Annotated in this window: 8 protein-coding genes and 1 pseudogene; 5 read left to right on the top strand and 4 right to left on the bottom strand. The window is 75.5% G+C overall.

The window, feature by feature from the left end:
* The first annotated feature begins 1 nt into the window (after nt 1).
* The 5 genes from IF89_RS0113625 (at nt 2) to IF89_RS0113605 (ending at nt 8,409) form a co-directional block, all read left to right on the top strand.
* The gene (locus tag IF89_RS0113625) at nt 2-1,234 is read left to right on the top strand and encodes a cytochrome P450 (RefSeq protein WP_051807051.1); all 1,233 of its coding nucleotides are present in this window, start codon (nt 2-4) and stop codon (nt 1,232-1,234) included.
* A 46-nt stretch (nt 1,235-1,280) separates the two neighbouring features.
* Nucleotides 1,281-2,483 carry a cytochrome P450 gene (locus tag IF89_RS0113620; RefSeq protein ID WP_030766207.1) on the top strand — a complete coding sequence of 401 codons (1,203 nt, stop codon included), beginning with the start codon at nt 1,281-1,283 and terminating at the stop codon, nt 2,481-2,483.
* 204 nt (nt 2,484-2,687) lie between these two features.
* Nucleotides 2,688-3,902: an NAD(P)/FAD-dependent oxidoreductase gene (locus IF89_RS0113615; protein WP_030766205.1), complete on the top strand. Its 1,215-nt coding sequence runs from the start codon at nt 2,688-2,690 to the stop codon at nt 3,900-3,902.
* A complete protein-coding gene (locus IF89_RS0113610; protein ID WP_051807050.1) occupies nt 3,899-7,120 on the top strand; it encodes a non-ribosomal peptide synthetase in 3,222 nt (1,073 codons plus the stop codon). The genes IF89_RS0113615 and IF89_RS0113610 overlap by 4 nt, the downstream gene beginning before the upstream one ends.
* 29 nt (nt 7,121-7,149) lie before the next feature.
* Nucleotides 7,150-8,409 (top strand): cytochrome P450, encoded by a 1,260-nt coding sequence (locus IF89_RS0113605; RefSeq protein WP_030766199.1) that lies wholly within the window; start codon nt 7,150-7,152, stop codon nt 8,407-8,409.
* A gap of 67 nt (nt 8,410-8,476) precedes the next feature.
* Here the strand turns inward: IF89_RS0113605 and IF89_RS0113600 are convergent, their stop codons facing one another.
* From IF89_RS0113600 to IF89_RS0113585, 4 genes and pseudogenes are all read right to left on the bottom strand, one after another.
* Nucleotides 8,477-9,274: a thioesterase II family protein gene (locus tag IF89_RS0113600; protein WP_043193911.1), complete on the bottom strand. Its 798-nt coding sequence runs from the start codon at nt 9,272-9,274 to the stop codon at nt 8,477-8,479.
* Nucleotides 9,271-11,262 carry an alpha/beta fold hydrolase gene (locus IF89_RS49335; protein ID WP_324605334.1) on the bottom strand — a complete coding sequence of 664 codons (1,992 nt, stop codon included), beginning with the start codon at nt 11,260-11,262 and terminating at the stop codon, nt 9,271-9,273. The genes IF89_RS0113600 and IF89_RS49335 overlap by 4 nt, the downstream gene beginning before the upstream one ends.
* A pseudogene (locus IF89_RS0113590) lies at nt 11,259-17,936 on the bottom strand (SDR family NAD(P)-dependent oxidoreductase); the annotation flags it as partial. The gene IF89_RS49335 and the pseudogene IF89_RS0113590, both read right to left, overlap by 4 nt.
* Nucleotides 17,937-18,070: 134 nt before the next feature.
* Nucleotides 18,071-21,192: type I polyketide synthase (locus IF89_RS0113585; RefSeq protein ID WP_043193910.1), on the bottom strand; the 3,122-nt coding region annotated here is incomplete at its 5' end.

Genomic DNA, 21,192 nt, shown 5'->3' with positions numbered 1-21,192 from the left:
CATGACCGGGACACCAGCCGGCGCGCAGGAGCGGGAGGCGGCGGCCTTCGTCGACCGCCTGGGCATCAATCCGGAGTTCTTCTGGCTGCGCGGCCGGCAGCCCGAGCACCCGGTCGAGGTCAACGACTACGGCATCGTCGACGTCTACGGGTACAAGGAGGTGCTGGAGGTCGTCGGCGACCCCAAGACGTTCTCCAGCGACGTCGCCGAACTCATCGCGGGCGACGTGGAGATCGACCCCGAGTTCAGCGACGGCACCCTGCTCCAGTCCGACCCGCCGGACCACACCAAACTGCGCAAGATCATCAGCAAGGCGTTCACCCGCGGGATGGTCGCGGCCCTGGAGCCGCGGATGGTCGAGATCACCCACGAACTGCTCGATGCCGTGGACGGCCAGGACAGCATCGAGATGGTGAACGACCTGGCCTATCCGATGCCGATCATCGTGATCTCCGAGCTGCTCGGCGTCCCGCAGAGCGACCGCGACCTGTTCAAGACGTGGGTGGACCGGATGGCCCACAGCGCGGTCGCCCTCACTTCGGGCGAACGCGACCTCGACGAGGACGTCGACGCCCAGGCCGCCATGCGCGTGGTCCCGGAGATGTTCCAGTACCTGCGCGAACACGCCGCCGAGCGCCGCACCAAGCCCCGCGAGGACCTGCTGACCAAGCTCGTCGAGGCGGAGGTCGACGGCGAGCGGCTCAGCGACAACGCGGTGGTCAACTTCGCCAACGAGCTCCTCGTCGTCGGGCACGCCACCACCAGCGCGCTCCTCGGCAACACCCTGCTGTGCCTGGACGCCCACCCGGAGCACCTGGCCGCCGTACGCGGGAACCCGGACCTCACCCCCGGCCTGATCGAGGAGTCCCTGCGCTACCTCAGCCCCATCGCCACCGCGTACAAGGCGTGCGTCGCCGAGGGCGAGCTGGCCGGCGTCCCGGTCCACCCGGGCCAGCTCGTGGCGATCTCGCTCTCGGCGGCCAACCGGGACGAGCGCGTGTTCGCCCGCCCGCACGTCTTCGACCCCCACCGCGACCCCAACCCGCACATCGGCTTCGGCCGGGGCATCCACTTCTGCCTCGGCGCGCCGCTGGCCCGGATGGAAGGCCGGATCGCCACCGACATCCTGCTGGACCGCTTCCCGAAGATGCGGACGGACCCGGACAACCCGCCGTCCTTCCTGCCGCTGCCCCACGTCATCTCGACCTCGGAGCTCCCGCTCCTCGTCCGATGAGGCGCCGCCCCGAGGCCCCCGGCCGGGCCACCGAAGGAGACCCCCGATGACCACCACGAGCACCCCCCTCGCCAAGTGGGAGATGCACCCACGGCACTTCTGGCTGCGCGGCATCCGGCCGGAGAAGCCGGTCGAGTACGACCCCGGGGTCGGGATGTGGCACGTCTACGGCTACCCGGAGACCCTGGAGATCCTCAGCGACCCGGCGACGTACTCCTCGGAGGTCGCCGCCCGCTACGTCAGCCCCGAACAGGCCGCCGTCGCCTTCGACGGCAACCTCACCCAGGCCGACCCGCCCGAGCACCAGAAACTCCGCAAGCTGGTCGGACGCACCTTCACCCTGAAGATGGTCGCCGAGCTCGAATCGCGCATCGCCGCCCTCACCCACGAACTGCTCGACCGGATCGAGGGCGACACCTTCGACCTGGCGGAGGCCCTGGCCTACCCGCTGCCCGTGATCGTCATCTGCGACATGCTGGGCATCCCCCGCGAGGACCGCGAACTCCTCAAGGAATGGGCCGACCAGTCGCTCATGGCGAGCACCCAGCTCACCACCCACCAGGGCGACAAGGCGCAGGAGGAGTCCCTCGACACCCAGGCCGAGGCGGCCATGGCCATGGGCTTCTACATCCTCGAACTGGTCACGCAGCGGCGCGCCGAGCCCCGGGACGACCTGCTGTCCCGGCTCGTCGAGGCGGAGGTCGACGGCGAACGGCTCACCGACCGGCAGATCGTCAACTTCGCCAACCTGCTGATCTCGGCCGGCCACATCACCACCACCATGCTGCTCGGCAACACCATCCTGTGCCTGGACGCCTTCCCCGACGTCGACGCACGGGTCCGCGCCGACCGGTCGCTGGTGCCGACCCTGCTGGAGGAGTCCCTGCGCTACCTCAGCCCGCTGGCCGCCGGCTACCGGGTCACCACGCGCGACGTGGAGATCGGCGGGGTGCGGATCCCCGAGGGCGACGTGCTGGAGGTCTGGTTCTCGGCCGCCAACCGCGACGCCCGGGTCTTCGAGGACCCGGACGTCTTCGACCCGGCCCGCACCCCCAACCCGCAGATCGGCTTCGGCCGGGGCATCCACTTCTGCCTCGGCGCACCCCTCGCGCGGCTGGAGGGCCGCGTGGCCATGAACATCCTCTTCGACCGCTTCCCGAAGCTGCGCGTGGACCCGGACGACAGGCCGACCTTCCTCAGCTCCCCGGAGTTCACCGGGGTCTGGCGGCTCCCGATCCGCGTCGACTGACGGCCGTCCGGCCCGAGCCGCCGAACCCCCCGGCCGGCCTGCGGCCCGGACCCGTACCCCCGCGGGTCCGGGCCGCAGGCCCCACACCCCCGCTCGATCCCGTGAGGCGCACACCGGCCGCGTGACCGGCTGCGCCCCACGGGCGGTCTCCACTGGGCACCACGACCCCGGCCACCGGAGCCGGCGCAGGACAAGGAGCATCTCTTGACCCACTACGACGTGATTGTGGTCGGCGCGCGCTGCGCCGGGGCTCCGGCCGCGATGCTGCTCGCGCGCGCCGGCTACCGGGTGCTCATGGTCGAGCGCGGCACCTTCCCCAAGGACACCCTCTCCACGCTCTACATCCACCAGCCGGGCGTCGCCGCCCTCGCCCGGTGGGGGCTGCTGCCCGCGGTGCGCGACACCGGCGCCCCCGCCCTCGACCACGTCCGCTACACCCACGGCGACATCCTGCTCGAAGGCTGCTCCTGGGCGGCCGACGGACAGCGCGCCGCCTACGCCCCGCGCCGCTACCTCCTCGACCCGATCCTCGCCCGCGGCGCCGTCGAGGCGGGGGTGGAGTTCCGCGAGAACTGCCCCGTCGGCGACCTCGTCTTCGACGGCGACCGCGTCGTCGGCGTCCGGCTCGGCGCCACCGCGGGCGGCGCCGTGGAGCGGGCCACCCTCGTCATCGGCGCCGACGGCATGCGTTCGACCGTCGCGGCGAAGGTCCGCGCGCCGATGATCGCGGAGGACCCCGTCTCGACCTGCGCCTACTACTCGTACTGGTCGGGCCTGCGGCCCGGCTTCCGGCTGTACGACACCCCCGGCCACTGGGTCGGCACGGTCCCCACCAACGACGGCGCGACGCTCGTCGCCGGCTACTTCCCGCAGGAGCAGTTCGCGAGCGTCCGCGGCGATGCCCTGAACGCCCTGCTCACCAACGTCGAGAAGACGGCCCCCGAGCTGCGGGAGGAGATGGCCGCGGGCACCCGGCTCGAACGCGTCTACGGCACCGGCGACCAGCGCAACTTCTTCCGGCAGGCCGCCGGGCCCGGCTGGGCGCTCATCGGGGACGCCGGCCACCACAAGGACTCCATCACCGCACGCGGCATCACCGACGGCTTCTTCCAGGCCCAGTTGCTCGCCGACTGCATCGGCGACGGCCTCCACGACCCCGACCGGCTGCGGGCGGCCCTGCACTCCTTCGCCGAACAGCGGCTGGAAGCCCTCATGCCCGAATACCACGCCACCTTGAAGACGGCCCGGCTCGACCCGCCGCCGCACCACGTCGACCTGCTGCGCGCCGTCGCCACCAGCGGCGACCTGACCGACCGGTACTTCTCGACGCTGTCCGGTGTCTGCCCGATCGACGAGTTCGTCACCCCCGCACTGCTCGACCTGATGGAAGAGATGGACATGAAAGGACTGAACGGATGACCGACGGGACGTGTGACGGGACCACCGGCGGGACGGCCGGAGCGTCGCCCGGCAGGGCGCCCGGCGACGACCGGACGCCGCTCACCTTCGGGCAGGAGCTCATCCTCGCCGGGCAGGCGGCCGGACAGGAGAGCGCATACGGCCGGCACCCGGTCACCGCCCTCCGCATGACCGGCACGCTCGACCGGACCGCGCTCACCACCGCCCTGCGGGGCCTGGTCGCCCGGCACGAACCGCTGCGCACCACGTTCACCGGCAGCGGCGCCGCGTCGGGCGCACGGATCTGGCCGGCCGGCCCGGTCGAGCTGGAGTACGCCGACCTCAGCGCCGGCCTCAGCGCCCCCGGCGAGCCGGCGGGCCGGCTCGAAGCCCGCGTCGCGGAGCTCGCGGCCCGCCCCCACGACCTCGCCTCCGGCCCGCTGCTGCGCTCGCTCCTGATCCGCCTCGGCGCCGAGGAGCACCTCCTGGTGCTGACCGTCCACCGGATCGCCGCGGACACCCGCTCCCGTACGATCATCACCACCGAGCTGGCCGAGCTGTACGCCGCCGCCGTCACCGGACGCACCGCCCGGCTCCCCGAACTCCCGGTCCGCTATGCGCAGTTCGCCGCCGAGCAGCGCGCCCGCCGCACCGACGCCGAACTCGCCGCGCAGCTCGACCACTGGCGCGGCCGCCTCGCCGGCCTGCCCGCGCTGCGGCTGCCCACCGACCGGCCCCGCACCCGGGCCCGCGGCCGCGCCGCCGCCCGCCACCCCTTCCGGGTCCCCGCCCGGACCGTACGCGGACTCGCCGACGCCGCCCGCACCCAGGGCGGCACCCTCTTCGCGGGCCTCTTCGCCGCCTGCCAGGTGCTGTTCTCCCGGCACACCGGCCAGGAGGACCTGGCCCTCGGCACCCTGGCCGCCGGCCGGCCCCGGCCCGTACTCGACGGCCTCGTCGGCGCCTTCGACAACCCGCTGCTCGTACGCGCCCACCTGCGCGCCGACGCGCCGTTCACGGAGGTCCTCGCGCGCAGCTGCACCGCCCTCGCCGAGGCCCACGCCCACCAGGACGTCCCCTTCGAACGAGTGCGCACGGCCCTCGGCGAGGGCAAGGACGCCGGGGACACCCCCGAGGTCCAGGTGATGGTGCTGCTCCGAGGCGCCGACGAGGCCGCCGGGCCGGCGCAGAGCCCCGCCCTGGCCGTGCGCGCCGTCCCGCCGCCCGGCCTGCCCGCCGCCCACGACCTCACCGTGGAGTTCACCCCGACCGGGACCGGAGACCTGGCCGGCGTACTGGAGTACGACGCCGCGCTCTTCGACGCGGTCACCGTGCAGGTGCTGGCCCGCCATCTGGAGGTGCTGCTCGACGCCGCCGCGGCCGACCCGGCCCGGTCCGTGGCGGAGCTGCCCCTCGCCGACGAGGCGGAACTGCGCCTGCTCACCACCGACTGGGCCGTCAACCGCGCCGACTTCCCCGCCGACCGGTGCGTGCACGAACTCGTCGCCGAACAGGCGCGGCTGCGCCCCGAAGCGGTCGCCGTCACCGCCGGCCCGCAGAGCCTGAGCTACGCGGAGCTCGACGCCCGCGCCGACCGCCTCGCCCACCTGCTCGTCGCCGACGGCGTCCGCCCCGGCACCTTCGTCGCCGTCTGCCTGCCCCGCGGCCCCGAACTGATCACCGCGCTGCTCGCCGTGCTCAAGGCCGGCTGCGCCTACCTGCCGCTCAACCCCGACTACCCGCAGGACCGCCTCGCGTTCATGCTCTCCGACGCCGCGGTCCCGCTCTGCCTCACCGAGTCCCGGCTGACCGGCAGGCTCCCGGCCGCCGGCACCCGGACGATCTGCCTCGACGAGCAGGACGAGGCGCTCGCCGCCCAGCCCGCAGGGGCCCCGGCCGTCGACGTCACCGCCGACGACCCCGCCTACCTCATGTACACCTCCGGCTCCACGGGCACCCCCAAGGGGGCCGTGATCGGCCACCGGTCGGTCGTCCGGCTCTTCCGCAACGCCGACTGGGTGCGGCTCGGCCCCGACGACGTCATGGCCCAGGGCTCCGATGTCACCTTCGACGCGGCCACCCTGGAGATCTGGGGGCCGCTGCTCGCCGGCGGCCGGATGGCCGTCATCGACAAGGACACCCTCCTGGACCCGGCCGCCCTCACCGCCGCACTGCGCCGCGACGGCGTCACGACCCTCTTCGTGACCACCGCCGTGTTCAACCAGATCGTCGCCGCCGACCCGTACGCCTTCGGCGCGCTGCGCCACGTCCTGTTCGGCGGCGAGGCGGCCAACTCCGTACGCGTGGCGGAGGTCCTGGCGGCCGCCCCGCCCCGGCGGCTCGTGAACCTCTACGGGCCCACCGAGACCGCCGTCCTCGGCACCTGGCACCTGATCCGCGAGGCGGACGAGCACATGCCCGTCCCCATCGGCCGGGCCGTCGCCAACACCACCGCCTACGTCCTCGACGACCGGCTCCGGCCCGTGCCGATCGGGGTGCCGGGCGAGCTGTTCATCGCCGGGCCCGGCGTGGCCGCCGGCTACCTCAACCGGCCCGCGCTCACCGCCGAACGCTTCCTGGACAACCCGCACGGCGAAGCCCCCGACCACCGCATGTACCGGACCGGGGACCTCGTGCGCTGGACGAGCGCGGGCGTCCTCGAGTACGTCGGACGGGCCGACCACCAGGTCAAGGTGCGCGGCTACCGCATCGAGCCCGGCGAGATCGAACTCGTCCTGCAGCAGCACCCCGACGTCGGTGTCGCCCTCGTCGTGGCCCTCGCCGACGGCGACCACAAGCGCCTCGTCGGCTACGTGACCCCCGGTGCGTCCGGACGCCGGCCGCACCCCGCGGAGCTGCGGGAGTTCGTCTCCGCCCGGCTGCCCGTCCACATGGTGCCGTCCGCCGTGGTGTGCCTGGAGCAGTTCCCGCTCACCCCGAGCGGCAAGGTGGACCGCAGGGCCCTGCCCGCCCCGGAGCACACCGCCGCGCCCGCACCGGCCCAGGAGCCCCGCACCGGCGCCGAGCGGCTGCTCGCCCAGATCTGGTCCGACGTCCTCGGCGTGCCCACGGTCGGGATCACCGACAACTTCTACGAGCTGGGCGGCGACTCCATCCTCGGCATCAGGGTGGTCGCCCGGGCCAAGAAGGCCGGCCTGGTGATCTCCGCCAAGGACGTCTTCCGCAAGCAGACGATCGCCGAACTCGCCACCACCGCCGTCGCGGCGGACGCCGCCTGAGGCACGCACACCGGAGGAGACACCCACCCATGACCGCCCCCACCCTGCAGGCCGCCGCGCCCGCCGCCGCGGCCGAGGCGGCCGACCCGGCAGCCTTCGACCTCACCGACCCGCAGACCTTCGACGACAACGACCCGCACGAGATGTGGCGGCCGTTCCGCGCGCACAACCCCGTCTTCTGGCACGCGCCGCGCGACGGCAAGCCCGGCTTCTGGGTCCTCACCAAGTACGACGACATCATGGCGGCCTACCGCGACAACAAGCGGTACACCTCCGAGCGCGGCAACGTCCTCAGCACCCTCCTGCTGGGCGAGGACTCCGCCGCCGGCAAGATGCTCGCCGTCACCGACGGCCCGCGCCACCGCGAGATCCGCAACCTGATGATGAAGTCCTTCTCGCCGCGCGTCCTGGCCCCGGTCGTCGAGAACGTCCAGCAGCTCACCGACCGCCTGGTGTCCGAGGCCGTCGAGGAGGGCGAGGTCGACTTCGTCACCGCCGTCGCCGACCGGATCCCCATCCACACCATCGGCGACCTCATGGGCATCCCCGCCGGGGACCGCGAACAACTCGTCGACTGGAACGCGCAGACCCTGTCCCGGTACAGCGCCGACGACGGAGAGGAGGTCTCGCTGATGGCGCGCAACGAGATCATCCTCTACATCTCCGGCCTGATGGCCGAGCGCCGCCGCAACCCGGGCGAGGACGTCCTCAGCACGCTGGCCACCGCCACCGTCGACGGTGAGCCGCTCACCGAAGAGGAGATCATCTACAACGCGTACAGCCTGATCCTGGGCGGCGACGAGTCGAGCCGGGCCACCGCCTCGGGCATCGTCCACGCCTTCAGCCAGTACGAAGACCAGTGGCGCCGGCTGAAGAACGCCGAGGTCACCCTGGAGAGCGCCACCGAGGAGGTGATGCGCTGGACCACCCCGACGATGCACTTCGGCCGGCACGCCCTGGTCGACATCCCCCTCCGCGACCACGTCGTCAGGGCCGGCGAGATCGTCACCCTGTGGAACAGCTCCGCCAACTTCGACGAGGACGTCTTCACCGACCCCTACACCTTCGACCTGGGCCGCACCCCCAACAAGCACGTCAGCTTCGGCCACGGGCCGCACTTCTGCCTCGGCGCCTACCTGGGCCGCGTCCACATGATCTCCATGCTGGAGTCGCTCCGCTCCCGGGTCGCCGGCATCGAACTCCTCGCCCCGCCCACCCGCCTCTTCTCCAACTTCGCCAACGGCCACGCCACCCTCAAGGTCCGCCTCACCCCCGAACCCGCCGCCTGACGCCCCTGCGGCACGGTGAAGGCCCTCCCGGTCGGACCGGGAGGGCCTTGCGCATGCGGGGCGGCGGTCAGGGGGCGGGGCTCAGGAGGGCGGTGTCCGTGAAGGTGCGGAGGTCGGCGCACAGGGTGCGGGCCACCTCCGGCTCCTGGGACTGGAGGTAGAAGTGGCCGCCCTCGAAGAAGCGGGCCGTGAACTCCGCGGACGTGTGCGCGCGCCAGCGCAGCAGGCCCTCGCGCGGCACGTTGTGGTCCTGGGCCCCCGCATACGCGTACAGCGGGCAGGTGACGCGGGAGTCCGCCGCACCCCGGTAGCTCTCCGCGGCCTTGAAGTCCGCGCGCAGGGACGGAAGGACGGCGGACATCAGGTCCTTGTCGGCGAGCAGTTCCGGCGGGGTGCCGGACAGGTCGGAGATCGAGGACGCGAGGTCCTCGTCGGCGAGCCGGGACAGGCCGCGGCTGAGATGGATCGAGGCCGCCGGCCGGCCCGAGACGACCACACCGACCGGCGCACGGTCCGGGTGCCGGCTCTCCAGGCGCAGGGCCACCTCGTACGCGACGATCGAGCCCAGGCTGTGCCCGAACAGGACCAGCGGCCGCCCCCCGCCGGGCAGCAGCGCCTCGACGACCCGGTCCGCCATCTCCCCGATGTCCTCCACGCACGCCTCGCCGAGCCGGTCCTGACGGCCCGGATACTGCACGGTGAGCACCTCGGCGGAGCCGGACAGGGCCTGCGCCAGGGTGTAGTAGCCCGTCGCCGAGCCGCCCGCATGGGGGAAGAGGACCAGCGTCGGGCCCTGCACCGGCGGCCGGTGGTAGCGGCGCAGCCAGCCCGTCGGGTCGGAGCCGGGCCCGTAGCGTCGTGTCATCGTCCGTCTCCGTCCACGAGGAGGTGCGGGCCGGCGTCCGCGAGGGACGCACAGCCGGTGAGAGCCAGGGCCAGCCCGAGATCGGTGAGCAGGCAGCGCAGTACGTGCCGCACGCCGCGCTCGCCGTCGAGGCCCAGCCCGTACACGTAGGGCCGGCCGTACAGCACCGCGTCGGCACCCAGGGCCAGTGCCTTGACCACGTCACTGCCGGTGCGGACCCCGGAGTCCATGAGCACCGGCACGTCCGGGCCGACGGCCGCCCGCACCGCCGCGAGCGCGTCCAGGGCGGCCACGGCGCCGTCGAGCTGGCGGCCGCCGTGCGTGGAGACCACCACGCCGTCCGCGCCGTGCTCCAGCGCCAGCCGGGCGTCCTCGGGGTGCAGGATCCCCTTCACGACCAGCGGCAGCCGCGTCAGCCTGCGCAGCCAGGCCAGATCCTCCCAGGTCAGAGTGGGATCGGTGGAGATCTGAGCCCACCGCAGCACGGTGGCGGTGGTGTCCGCGTCCGCCGGCAGCCCGGCCCGGAACGCGGGGTCGCTCGTGAAGTTGGCGATGCCCGTCCCGCGCAGGAACGGCGAGTAGCCACTGTCGAGTTCCGCCGGGCGGAAGCCGAGGTGCGTGGCGTCCACGGTGACGACGATCGCCCCGTAGCCGCTCGCCTCGGCCCGCCGCACCAGCGACTCGCCCACCGCCCGGTCCGACGGCAGGTACAGCTGGAACCACCGCGGACCGTCGCCCGCGGCCCGGGCCACCTCCTCCAGCGTGCGCGACGCGAAGGTCGACACGACCATCGGCACCCCGGTGGCCGCCGCCGCCCGCGCGGTGGCCGACTCGCCCTCGGGGTGGGCCACTTGCTGCGCGGCCAGCGGAGCCAGCAGGACGGGCACCGGCAGCCGCTGCCCGAACAGGGTCACCGAGGTGTCGGCCCGGCGCGTACCGCGCAGCATCCGCGGCACCAGCGCCCGCCGGTCGAAGGCGGCGCGGCCGGCGCGGCCGGTCGCCCCGGACCCCGCGGTGCCCGACACGTACGCGAAGGCCTCGGGGGCCATCACCGCGCGGGCCGCGGCCTCCAGGGCGGTCAGGTCGGTCGGCAGCCCCGGGGTACGGCCCGCGAGGCCCGCCAGCATGAGTTCCCGCACCAGGTCGGGGAGCGGCTCGGGACCAGCCGTCCCGGCCCGGGCGGACACGGCGGCCCCGACCAGGTCCTCGCGGATGCGCCCGGTCAGCAGCGGCGCGCTCTCGCCGGGCCGTTCCAGGAGCGCGAAGTGGCCGCCGGCCAGTGCGGCGATCTCGTGGCCGCCCGCCGTGTGGCGGGCCCAGCCGCCCATCTGCTCCCGCGTGTTCTTCGGGTCCGCCGACGCCAGCAGCACCGTGAGGGGGGCTGCCACCCGGGCGTCCGGCGCACCGTGGTGGCGCAGCAGCGCCCGGTGGTCGGCGCGCAGCAGCCGCAGGATCTCCCCGGCGGTCTCCGGGTCGGCCAGCAGCGGTTCGGGTATGCCGCCGAGCCGCCGCAGTCCTGCGGTCAGCTCCTCGTCCCCGACGCCGGTGAGGTCGGGTTCCTCCCAGTCCTGTGCCGGCGGCCGGGCCGCCGACACGAACAGGCGCTGCACGCCGCCGTGCTCCTCCAGCAGGCGGGCCGTCTCGAAGGCGACGAGGGCCCCCATGCTGTGGCCCAGGAGGAACAGCGGCCGGCCGTCGGCACGGCCGGCGAGGGCGCCGGCGACTTCCGAGGCCAGCTCGCAGAGGTCCTGCGCGCAGGGTTCGCGGCGCCGGTCCTGGCGGCCGGGGTACTGGACGGCGGCCAGCTCGATGTCCTCGGGCAGCGCGGCCGACAGCGCCGTGAAGGCGTTCGCGGTGCCGCCCGCGTGCGGGAAGCACACCAGGCGGGCGGCCGCGGACCCGCGGGGGTGCGGGGTGCGCAGCCACCGTGACGGGTCGGCGGCGGGGCGGGCCGGCGGAACCGGCGCGGCCGTCGGGGTGTTGGTCATGCCCACGCGGAGTGATCCTCCTTCATAGAACCCAGTTCGGTCAGCAGCTCGCGCAGCCGCTCGCTCACCGCGGCGCCCTGCGCCTCGCTCAGCGGCCGGTCGGCCACCGCCGCCTCCAGCCGGGCGATGTCCGCGAGCAGCGCCACGGTCACCCCCGCGTCGTCGCCGCAGGCCGGCGCAGCCGCGGGGCCCGGGTCCGGTGCGGGGGCCGGCTCCGCGGCCGGCTGCGGGAGCTGCTCCCGGAGGTGGACGACGAGCTCGACCGGGGTCGGCCAGTCGTAGATGAACGTGGCGGGCAGCCGGACACCCGTCGCCGCGGCCAGCCGGTTGCGCAGCTCCACCGCGGTGAGCGAGTCGAAGCCGAGCCGGTCGAACGCCCCGTCCCGGTCCACGGCCGCGCCGGACGTGTGCCCGAGGACGGCGGCCACCTCGTGCAGCACGGTGTCCAGCAGCCGGTCGCCGGTCGGCGAGGCCGCCTCGGCCGGCTCCGAAGTGAGCTCCGGGGCCCGCTGCGACACCTGCGCCGGTGCGGTGGCCGTCGCCGCAGCGCGCCCGGGCCCGGCGGCCGGCACCAGCCCCCGCAGCAGCGGCGGCACCGCCGCGCCCTGCGCGACCGCCGCCCGCAGCCCGTCGAGGTCCCAGCGTGCGGCCACCGCCACCGGCCGGTCGCGGCGCACGGCGGCGTCCAGCAGTTCCAGCCCCTCCTGCGAGGTGATCGGGGCGACGCCCACCCGCGCCATGCGGGCGACGTCGGCGCCGGTCAGGCCGGCGCCCATGCCACCGGCCCCCTCCCACAGTCCCCACACGACGGAGACCCCGGGCCGGCCGGCCGCGCGCCGCCGCTCCATCAGCCCGTCGAGGAAGGCGTTGCCGGCCGCGTACCCGGCCTGCCCGGGAGCGCTGAGCGTGCCCGCGAGGGAGGAGAAGGCCACGAACGCGTCGAGGCCGAGCGGTTCGGTGAGTTCGTGCAGGTTCAGTGCCGCGTCCACCTTCGGACGCAGGGTCCGCTCCAGGCTGTCGGGAGTCAGTGAGGTGATCAGGCCGTCGTCCAGGACGCCTGCCGCGTGCACGACCCCGCCGATGCGGACCCCGTCGCGGGCCAGCCCGGCCAGGGCGGCGGCCAGCGCGTCCCGGTCGGCCGCGTCGCAGGCCACCGTACGGACGTCTGCGCCCCGTTCGCGCAGGTCGTCGACGGACCGGGCGGCGTCCTCGCCCGGCAGGCCCCGGCCCATCAGGACCAGCTGCCGTATCCCGTGGCGCGCCACGAGGTGGTGCGCGGCGAGCCGGCCCAGCCAGCCGAGACCGCCGGTGATCAGGACGGCCCGGGAGGTGTCCCAGCGCTCGTCCTCGTCCACCAGGTCCAGGACCACCTTGCCGACGTGCCGGGCCTCGCTCAGGTGCCGGAAGGCGTCCGGCGCGCTGCGCAGGTCCCAGGCCGCCACCGGCGGGGCCTGGAGCGCACCCCGCTCGAACAGGGCGAGGAGTTCGGCGAAGATCTCCTGGATCCGGTCCGGCCCGGGGTCGCGCACGTCGTACGTGCGGTAGGCGACCCCCGGGTGCGCGGCCGCGACCTCCGCGGGCGCGCGCCGGTCGGTCTTGCCCATCTCCAGGAACCGTCCACCGCGCGGCAGCAGCCGCAGCGAGGCGTCCGCGAACTCCCCGGCGAGGGAGTTCAGCACCACGTCGACGCCGCGGCCGCCGGTGGCGGCGAGGAAGGACCGCTCGAAGTCCAGGGTGCGGGAGGAGGCGATGCGCCCGTCCGCGATCCCGGCGGCGCGCAGAGCGTGCCACTTGGCGGGGCTCGCGGTCGCGTACACCTCGGCGCCCAGGTGGCGGGCGATCTGGATCGCCGCCGTGCCGACGCCGCCGGCGCCCGCGTGCACGAGCACCGACTCGCCCGCGCGCAGGCCCGCCAGGTCCACCAGGCCGTAGTAGGCCGTCAGGTAGGTGACGGGGACGGCGGCCGCCTGCCGGAAGGACCAGCCCTCCGGGATCCGGGACACGAACCGGCGGTCGGTGACCGACGTCGGGCCGATGCCGTGGAACAGGCCCATCACCCGGTCGCCGGGCTGCAGGTCGGTGACGCCGGGTCCCACCTCCAGGACCGTGCCGGCGCCCTCACCGCCCTGCCCCGAACCGCCCGCGTGCCCGTCGACGGACGCCGGGATCACCCCGAGGGAGAGCAGCACGTCGCGGAAGTTCAGGCCGGCCACCCGCATCCGGACCCGCACCTGTCCCGCCTCCAGCGGTGCGGCCGCCTCCGGCCAGGGCCTCAGGGCCAGGTCCGCGAAGGTGCCCTTGGCGACGTAGTCGAGGTGCCAGTGCGGAGTGTCGGCGGGCGGCGTGAGCAGCGGCTCCGCGTCGTCCGCGGTGAGGGTGGGACGGTAGGCGGCGCCGCCCCGCAGCGCGAGCTGCGGCTCTCCGGTGGCCAGGGCCGCGGCGACGGACCGCCGGGAGGCGGGGCTGCCGTCCTCGTCGAGGACCGTGAACCGGTCGGGGTGCTCGGCCTGCGCGGAGCGCAGCAGGCCCCATACGGCGCGGTGGGACAGTTCGCAGGGCTGCTGCTCGCCGCCCAGCGTGACGGCGCCCCGGGTGAGGACCGCCAGCCCGGTGCCGGCCAGCCGCTCGTCGGTGGCGAGGAGCCCGACGGTGTCGAGGACCCCGTGGAGCGCCGTACGCACCGCGGCCGCGGCCGCGGCCGCGGCCGCGGCCGCGGCCGTCGAGCCGTCGCCGGTGTCCGGTACGCCACCGGCCGCGGGGAGCGGGCAGGGCAGCACGAGCAGCGCGGGGGCGTCGGCGCCGGCGTCCAGCGCCGCCGTCAGCGCGGCGGTGTCGGGCACGGCGCCGCCGAGCCCCAAGTCGTGGCCGTCCTCGGGCGGGCCCAGCAGTGTCCAGCGGTGGGTCGCGGGAGCGGCGGGCAGCTCGGCCAGTTCCTCCCACACCGGCAGCAGCAGGCCGTCGCCCGGCCCGGCGGCGGCGGCCGTGGCTGCCGCCGGGAGCGGGCGCAGCACCAGCGAACCGATCGAGGCCACCGGGCGGCCCGAGGTGTCCGCGACCTCGATGCCCACGGCGTTCGCCCCGGCGGGCGCGAGCCGGACGCGGAGCACCGGCCCGCCGGCGCCGTGCGTGCGGACGCCGGACCAGGCGTACGGCAGGAAGGTCCGCCCGTCACCGCCCTCGCCGCCGTCGTTCCCGTCGACCGCGGCGATCAGGCCGCCGAGTGCGATCGGGTGCAGGGCCGCGTCCAGCAGCGCCGGGTGCAGTGCGTAGCGGTCCGTGGCCGGCCCGGCGCCGGCGGGCAGGGCCACCTCGGCGAACACCTCCGGCCCGCGCCGCCAGACGGCGCGCACCCCGCGGAAGGCGGGTCCGTAGGCCAGGCCCTGGGCGCCGAGGGCCGCGTAGAGGTCCGCGACCGGTCCGGGGAGCGCCTCCGCGCCGCGCGGCGGCCACACCCCGGCGAGGTCCCCGCCGGTTCCGGCGGCCGGTGCCGGTGCCGTACCCGCGCCGTCCGGCAGGAGCGTTCCGTGGGCGTTGCGGACCCAGCCCCGCCCGTCGGCACCGTCCTGCGACCGGGAGTGCACGGCGACCGCTCGGCGGCCCGAACCGTCGGCGGTGTCCGGGGCGCCCACCGACACCCGGAGCCGGACCTCGCCCTCCTCCGGCACCACCAGGGGTGCCTCCAGGACCAGTTCCTCCACCAGGGGGGAGCCCGCCTCGCGGGCGGCGCACGCCACCAGGTCGAGCAGCCCGGTGCCCGGCAGCAGGACCCGGCCGCCGACGCGGTGGTCGGCCAGCCACGGATGACGCGCCAGGGACAACCGACCCGTCAGCAACAGGCCTCCGCTGTCCGGCAGTTCGGCCGAGGCGTGCAGCACCGGGTGGCCGACCGCGGTCAGCCCGGCGGACCCCACGTCCCCGGTCGGCGCCGGCCGGTCGATCCAGTACCGCCGGTGCTGGAAGGCGTACGTGGGCAGCTCCACCCGGCGGGCCCCGCGATCTGCGAACACCGCGGCCCAGTCCACGCCCCCGCCGCAGGCGTGCAGTCGGGAGACCGCCGTCAGCAGCGCCGTCACCTCCGGCAGGCGCCGGCGCAGCGAGGCGACCAGCGTAGGGCCGGCCGCCGGGCGCCCGCGCCCGGTGTCCTCAAGGCACTCCGCGGCCATCGAGGTGAGGTCGGTGCCCGGCCCCAGCTCAACGAAGCGGGTGCAGCCCAGCTCGGCCAGGGCTGCGACGCCGTCCTGGAAGCGGACGGCGTGCCGGGCGTGCCGCACCCAGTACTCCGGGTCGGCGAGCTCGTCCGCTCCCGCCACCCGGCCCGTCAGGTCCGAAACGAAGGCGAGCTGCGGTTCGGCGAAGGCCAGCCGTGCGACCACGGCCCGCAACTCCGCCAAGGCCGGTTCCATCAGCGGCGAGTGAAAGGCGTGGCTGACGCGCAGCCAGGTGGCCTTCCCGCCCGCCGCCTCGAACGCCGCGACCACGCCGGCCAGCGCGTCGCGCTCGCCGGAGAGCACCGTGGCGGCCGGCCCGTTCACCGCCGCCAGGGAGATGAACCGCTCCTGGCCCGCGATCAGGGCGGCCGCCTCCGCCTCCGAGGCGCGCAGCGCCACCATCGCACCGCCCGCCGGCAGTCCCTGCATGATCCGGCCCCGTACGGCGGCCAGCTCGGCCGCGTCCGCCAGCGACAGGGCGCCCGCCGTGTGCACGGCCGCGAGTGCGCCGACGGAGTGCCCGAGGACGGCGTCCGGCCGCATGCCCCAGGACTCCAACAGCCGGAACAGGGCCACCTCGAAGGCGAACACCGCCGGCTGGGTGAAGCAGGTGCGGTGCAGCAGGGCGCCCTCGGGGCTGTCCTCGGCCGCGAGGACCACCTCCCGCAGCGGCCGTTCCAGGTGCGGTTCCAGGGCGGCGCACGCCTCGTCGAACGCGGCCGCGTACACCGGGAACGCCTCGTACAGCTCCTGCCCCATGCGGGCGCGCTGCGAGCCCTGTCCCGCGAAGAGGAACGCGGTGCGGCCCTCGCCGGCGGTCGCCCGGACCACATCGGCCCCGGGCACGCCGTCGGCCAGCGCCCGCAGCCCGTCCAGGAGCTCGTCCCGGCTCCCGGGCAGGAGTACGGCGCGGTGCGGCAGGTGCCCGCGGGTCGTGGCGAGGGAGAAGCCGATGTCCGCGAGCCCGTCGCCGTCGGCCCCGGTCAGGTGCTCGTACAGCCGGTCGGCCTGCGCGCGCAGCGCCGGCTCGCCGGCCGCCGACAGCACCACCGGTACGACCGCCGGGGCGGCCGGACGAACGCCCGGCGCGGGCGCCGGTGCTTCCGGCTCCGGCGCCTGCTCCAGGACGACGTGGGCGTTGGTACCGCTGATGCCGAAGGAGGACACCGCCGCCCGGCGCGGCCGGTCGCCGTGCGCGGGCCACGGGACCGTCTCGGTGAGGAGGGACACGGTGCCCTCCGACCAGTCCACGTGCGGGGTGGCCTCCTCCACGTGCAGGGTCCGCGGCAGCACCCCCTCGCGCAGCGCCATCGCCATCTTGATGACCCCGCCGACGCCGGCGGCGGCCTGGGTGTGCCCGATGTTCGACTTCAGGGAGCCCAGGCGCAGCGGCCGGTCCGCCGGGCGCCCGGCGCCGTAGGCGGCCAGCAGCGCCTGCGCCTCGATCGGGTCGCCCAGCGAGGTGCCCGTGCCGTGCGCCTCCACCGCGTCGACGTCGCCCGGCGCGAGCCCGGCCGCGGCCAGGGCCTGCCGGATCAACTGCTCCTGCGCGGGGCCGCTGGGCGCGGTCAGCCCGTTGCTCGCGCCGTCCTGGTTGACGGCCGAGCCGCGGACGACGGCCCAGACCCGGTGCCCGTTGCGGCGGGCGTCGGAGAGCCGCTCGACCAGCAGCAGACCGGCGCCCTCGGCCCAGCCGGTGCCGTCCGCGGACGCCGAGAACGCCTTGCAGCGGCCGTCGGCGGCCAGCCCGCGCTGCCGGCTGAACTCCACGAACGGCATCGGCGTCGCCATCACCGTGGCGCCGCCGACCAGGGCCATCGAGGACTCGCCGCTGCGCAGCGAGGCGCACGCCAGGTGCAGGGCGACGAGGGAGGAGGAGCAGGCCGTGTCGACGGTGAGGGCCGGCCCCTGCAGCCCGAAGGTGTAGGACAGCCGCCCGGAGGCCACGCTGGCGGCGCCGCCGACGCTCAGGAAGCCCTCGTACTCCTGCGGAGCGGGGGAGAAGCGGTTCATGTAGTCGGTGTACATCGTGCCGACGAACACTCCGGTACGGCTGCCGCGCAGGCCGGCCGGGTCGATGCCCGCGTGCTCGAAGGCCTCCCACGCGGTCTCCAGCAGCAGCCGCTGCTGCGGGTCGATGCTGTGCGCCTCGCGCGGCGGTATCCCGAAGAACTCGGCGTCGAACTCGGCGGCCCCGTGGAGGAAGCCGCCCTCCCGCGCGTACGAGGTGTGCGGCCGCTCCGGGTCGGGGTCGTACAGCTCCGCCAGGTTCCAGCCCCGGTCGGTGGGGAACGGGCCGACGGCGTCCACCTCGTCGGTGGTCAGCCGCCACAGGTCTTGCGGGGAACGGACGCCACCCGGGTAGCGGCAGGCCATCCCCACGATGGCGATCGGCTCCTGCTCGCGTTCCGTGCCGTGGGCGTGGTCGGCCCTGAGCCGCTCGTTCTCCTTCAGCGCGGCCCGCAGCGCCTCGACGACCTGCTGCTGGGTTGTGGAAGCCATCCTGTTCTCTCCGTACTGCCCCGTCGGGGTCTGGGTCTGGGTGTGGTCTGCGGGCCCGGGTCCGCAACGCGTGCGGACCCGGGCGGTGGGTGTCTTCCTCAGCTCTGGCCCAGGGCCAGGCGGACGAGGTCGTCCGCGCTCATCGCATCCAGCGCGCTCTCGTCCCCGTCCCCGCTCCCGCCGTCGGCGGTCTGGGCCGGAGTGTCCTGCGGCGCGGACTCGGCGGGTGCGAGGGCCGACCGCAGCCGCTCGGCCAGGGCGCCCGGCGTCGGGTGGTCGAAGACGAGCGTGGGCGGCAGCTTGACGCCGGTCGCGGCCGCCAGGCGGTTGCGCAGCTCGACCGCCGTCAGCGAGTCGAAGCCGAGGTCCTGGAACCTGCGGTCGGCCGGTACCCGGTCGCCGTCCGAGTGGCCCAGGACGGCCGCCACCTCGGTCCTTACGGTTCCGAGCAGGATGTGGTGGTGCTCCCGGCGGGGTGCCCGGGCGAGCCGGTCGCGCAGAGCGGCCGCGGTGTCACGGGCCGCCGCCTGCGCGGATGCCTGGCGGGGGCGGGCCGGCAGGAGCGCCCGCAGCGGGAACGCGACGGCCTCCGGGTCGGCCGTCCGCAGGTCCAGGTGGGCGGCCGCCAGGACCGCGGCGCCGGAGGCGACGGCCGCGTCGAACAGCGCCAGGCCGTCCGGCGCGGACAGCGCCCCGACCCCGGAGCGGGCCAGCCGCTTCAGGTCGGCCGCACCCAGGTCGCCGGTCAGCGTGCTCTCCTGCGCCCACAGGCCCCAGGCCAGCGACACGGCCGGCAGCCCTTCGGCGCGGCGGCGGTGGGCCAGGGCGTCCAGGGAGGCGTTGGCCGCCGCATAGTTGCCCTGTCCCGCCGAGCCCAGCGTCCCGGCGAGGGACGAGAAGAGGACGAACGCCGACAGGTCCAGGTCCCGGGTGAGCTCGTGCAGGTGGCGGGCCGCGTCCGCCTTGGCCCGCAGCACCCCCTCCATCCGCTGCGGGGTGAGCCCGGCCAGCACCGTGTCGTCGGTGATGCCGGCCGCGTGGACGACCGCGGTCAGCGGGCGGTCCGCGGGTACGGCGGCCAGCAGCGCGGCGAGCGCCGTCCGGTCGCCGGTGTCGCACGCGGCGACGCTCACCTCGGCGTCGAGTGAGGCCAGTTCGGCCGTGAACTCCTCCGCGCCAGGTGTCGCGGCGCCGCGTCGGCCGGTCAGCAGCAGCCGTCCCACTCCGTGCTGCTTGACCAGGTGCCGCGCCAGCAGCCGGCCCAGGGTCCCCAGACCGCCCGTGACCAGCACGTGGTCGCCCGCCCCGAAGACCGCCGAGCCGTCCTCCGAAGGACCGGCGGGACCGGTGGGCAGGGCGGTGTCGGTGGGCCGGTGTCCGCGCAGGGCCGGCGCCGAGGCCCGGCCCGCCCGCAGCGCGAGCTGCGGCTGCGTCGAGGTGAGCGCCAGGGCCCGGGCGAGAGCGCGTACGGACTCCGGCCGGCCGTCGGTGTCGACCAGCGCGAACCGGCCGGGCTGCTCCGACTGCGCGGAGCGGATCAGGCCCCACACCGCGGCCAGGGCCGGGTCCGGGCGTTCGGAGTCCGTCACGGCGACCGCTCCCCGGGTGAGGACGGCGAGCCGGGCGTCCGCGAACCGGTCGTCCGCCGTCCAGTCCTGGGCCAGTTCGAGGACGGCGAGCAGGGCGTGGCGGTCGGCGCCCGGTCCGGCGGGACCGGCGGGACCGGCCGGTGCGGCCGCCAGGACCACGGCGGGTGCCGGAGCACCGCCGTCGACCGCCGCCCGCAGCGCGGCCAGGTCCTGATGGGTACGGACGGCCACCCCGGCGGCGCGGACGGCCTCGACGGCGTCCGCGAGGTCGGCGCCGTCCCCGCCGAGGACGGCCCAGGGACCGGCCGGCACCGGGGCGGCCTCCCGCAGCGGCGACCAGTGCAGGTCGAACAGTCCGGCCCGGTGGACCGGCTCGGCCGGGGCCGCCGGGTCCGCCCGCAGCTCGCGGACCGCCAGGCCGCCCGCCGTGCACACCGGGACACCGTCCTCGTCCGCGATCAGCAGGGACCGGACGTCGCCCGGGCCCTGCCGCAGGCGGACCCGCAGCCGTGCCTGCCCGGACGCCCGCAGGGTCAGGGCGCTCCAGGCGAAGGGCACCACCAGCCGGTCACCGGCGCCGGGTCCGACCAGGGCCGTGTGCAGGGCGGCGTCGAGGGCGGCGGGGTGCAGGGCGAAACCGTCCGCCTCGGCGGTCTCGGGCAGGATGATCTCGGCGTAGCGGTCGCTGCCCCGATGCCAGGCCCTGCGCAGGCCCTGGAAGGTGGGCCCGTAGTCGTAACCGAGCCCGGCGAGACGGGAGTAGAGCCCCTCGACGGGGATCTCGGCGGCGTCCCGGGGCGGCCAGACGGTGAGGCCGGTGTCCTCGCCGGTCGCGTCGGGCACCTCGTCGGCCAGCACCCCGCCGGCGTGCCGCACCCATACGGCGTCCGGACTGTCCTGCGGCCGGGAGTGCAGGGAGAGGGGTCGGGTCCCGTCGTCGCCGGCCGGGCCCACCAGGAGCTGCAGGGCGACAGGGCCGTCGAGGTGGAGCGGCTGCTCCAGGGTGAGCTCGGCGACCTCCACCGCCCCGGTGCGCCGCGCCGCGTACAGGGCGAGCTCGGCGACGGCCGCACCGGGCAGCAGCGGCCGACCCATGATGGTGTGCTCCGAGAGCCACGGGCGGTCTTCCACGTCGAGGGTGCCGGTGAACAACCAGCCCTGCCCGGCGGCGAGTTCGACCGAGGTGTCCAGCAGTGGATGCCCGCCGGCCGGCTTCTGCGCGGCCGGCGCCGCGGGAGCGCTCAGCCAGTAGCCCTCGCGCTGGTACGGGTACGTGGGAAGGGCGACGGCCCGCCCGCCGGGCAGGAAGCCGTCCCATCGGACGTCCCGGCCCCGTACGTGGGCCTCCGCGAGCGCCGCCGCCAGGGTTCGCCCCTCGGGGCGGCCCGCCCGCAGCAGGGGGACCGCGGTGACCGCCGGCCCGGGCTCGGTGTCGCCGGAGCCCGGTAGCGCACGGACCATCGCGCTGAGCACCCCGTCCGGCCCCAGTTCCAGGAAGGTGGTGACGTCGTGCTGTCGCAGGTACCGGATGCCGTCGTTGAAGCGGACGGTGTGGCGGAGGTGTTGGACCCAGTAGTGGGGGTCGGTGAGTTGTTCGGTGGTGGCGGGTCGTCCGGTGAGGTTGGAGATGA

This window comes from Streptomyces sp. NRRL F-2664 (assembly GCF_000719345.1).
GTDB lineage: Bacteria > Actinomycetota > Actinomycetes > Streptomycetales > Streptomycetaceae > Streptomyces.
The sequence above is the reverse complement of the archived record's forward strand: the minus strand, read 5'-3'. Positions and strand labels throughout refer to the sequence as shown.

What these genes read in the sequence shown, in the direction of transcription:
- IF89_RS0113625 (WP_051807051.1), top strand. Translation starts at nt 2, where the DNA reads ATGACCGGGACACCAGCCGGCGCGCAGGAGCGGGAGGCGGCGGCCTTC.
- IF89_RS0113620 (WP_030766207.1), top strand. Translation starts at nt 1,281, where the DNA reads ATGACCACCACGAGCACCCCCCTCGCCAAGTGGGAGATGCACCCACGG.
- IF89_RS0113610 (WP_051807050.1), top strand. Translation starts at nt 3,899, where the DNA reads ATGACCGACGGGACGTGTGACGGGACCACCGGCGGGACGGCCGGAGCG.
- IF89_RS0113605 (WP_030766199.1), top strand. Translation starts at nt 7,150, where the DNA reads ATGACCGCCCCCACCCTGCAGGCCGCCGCGCCCGCCGCCGCGGCCGAG.
- IF89_RS0113600 (WP_043193911.1), bottom strand. Translation starts at nt 9,274, where the DNA reads ATGACACGACGCTACGGGCCCGGCTCCGACCCGACGGGCTGGCTGCGC.
- IF89_RS49335 (WP_324605334.1), bottom strand. Translation starts at nt 11,262, where the DNA reads ATGACCAACACCCCGACGGCCGCGCCGGTTCCGCCGGCCCGCCCCGCC.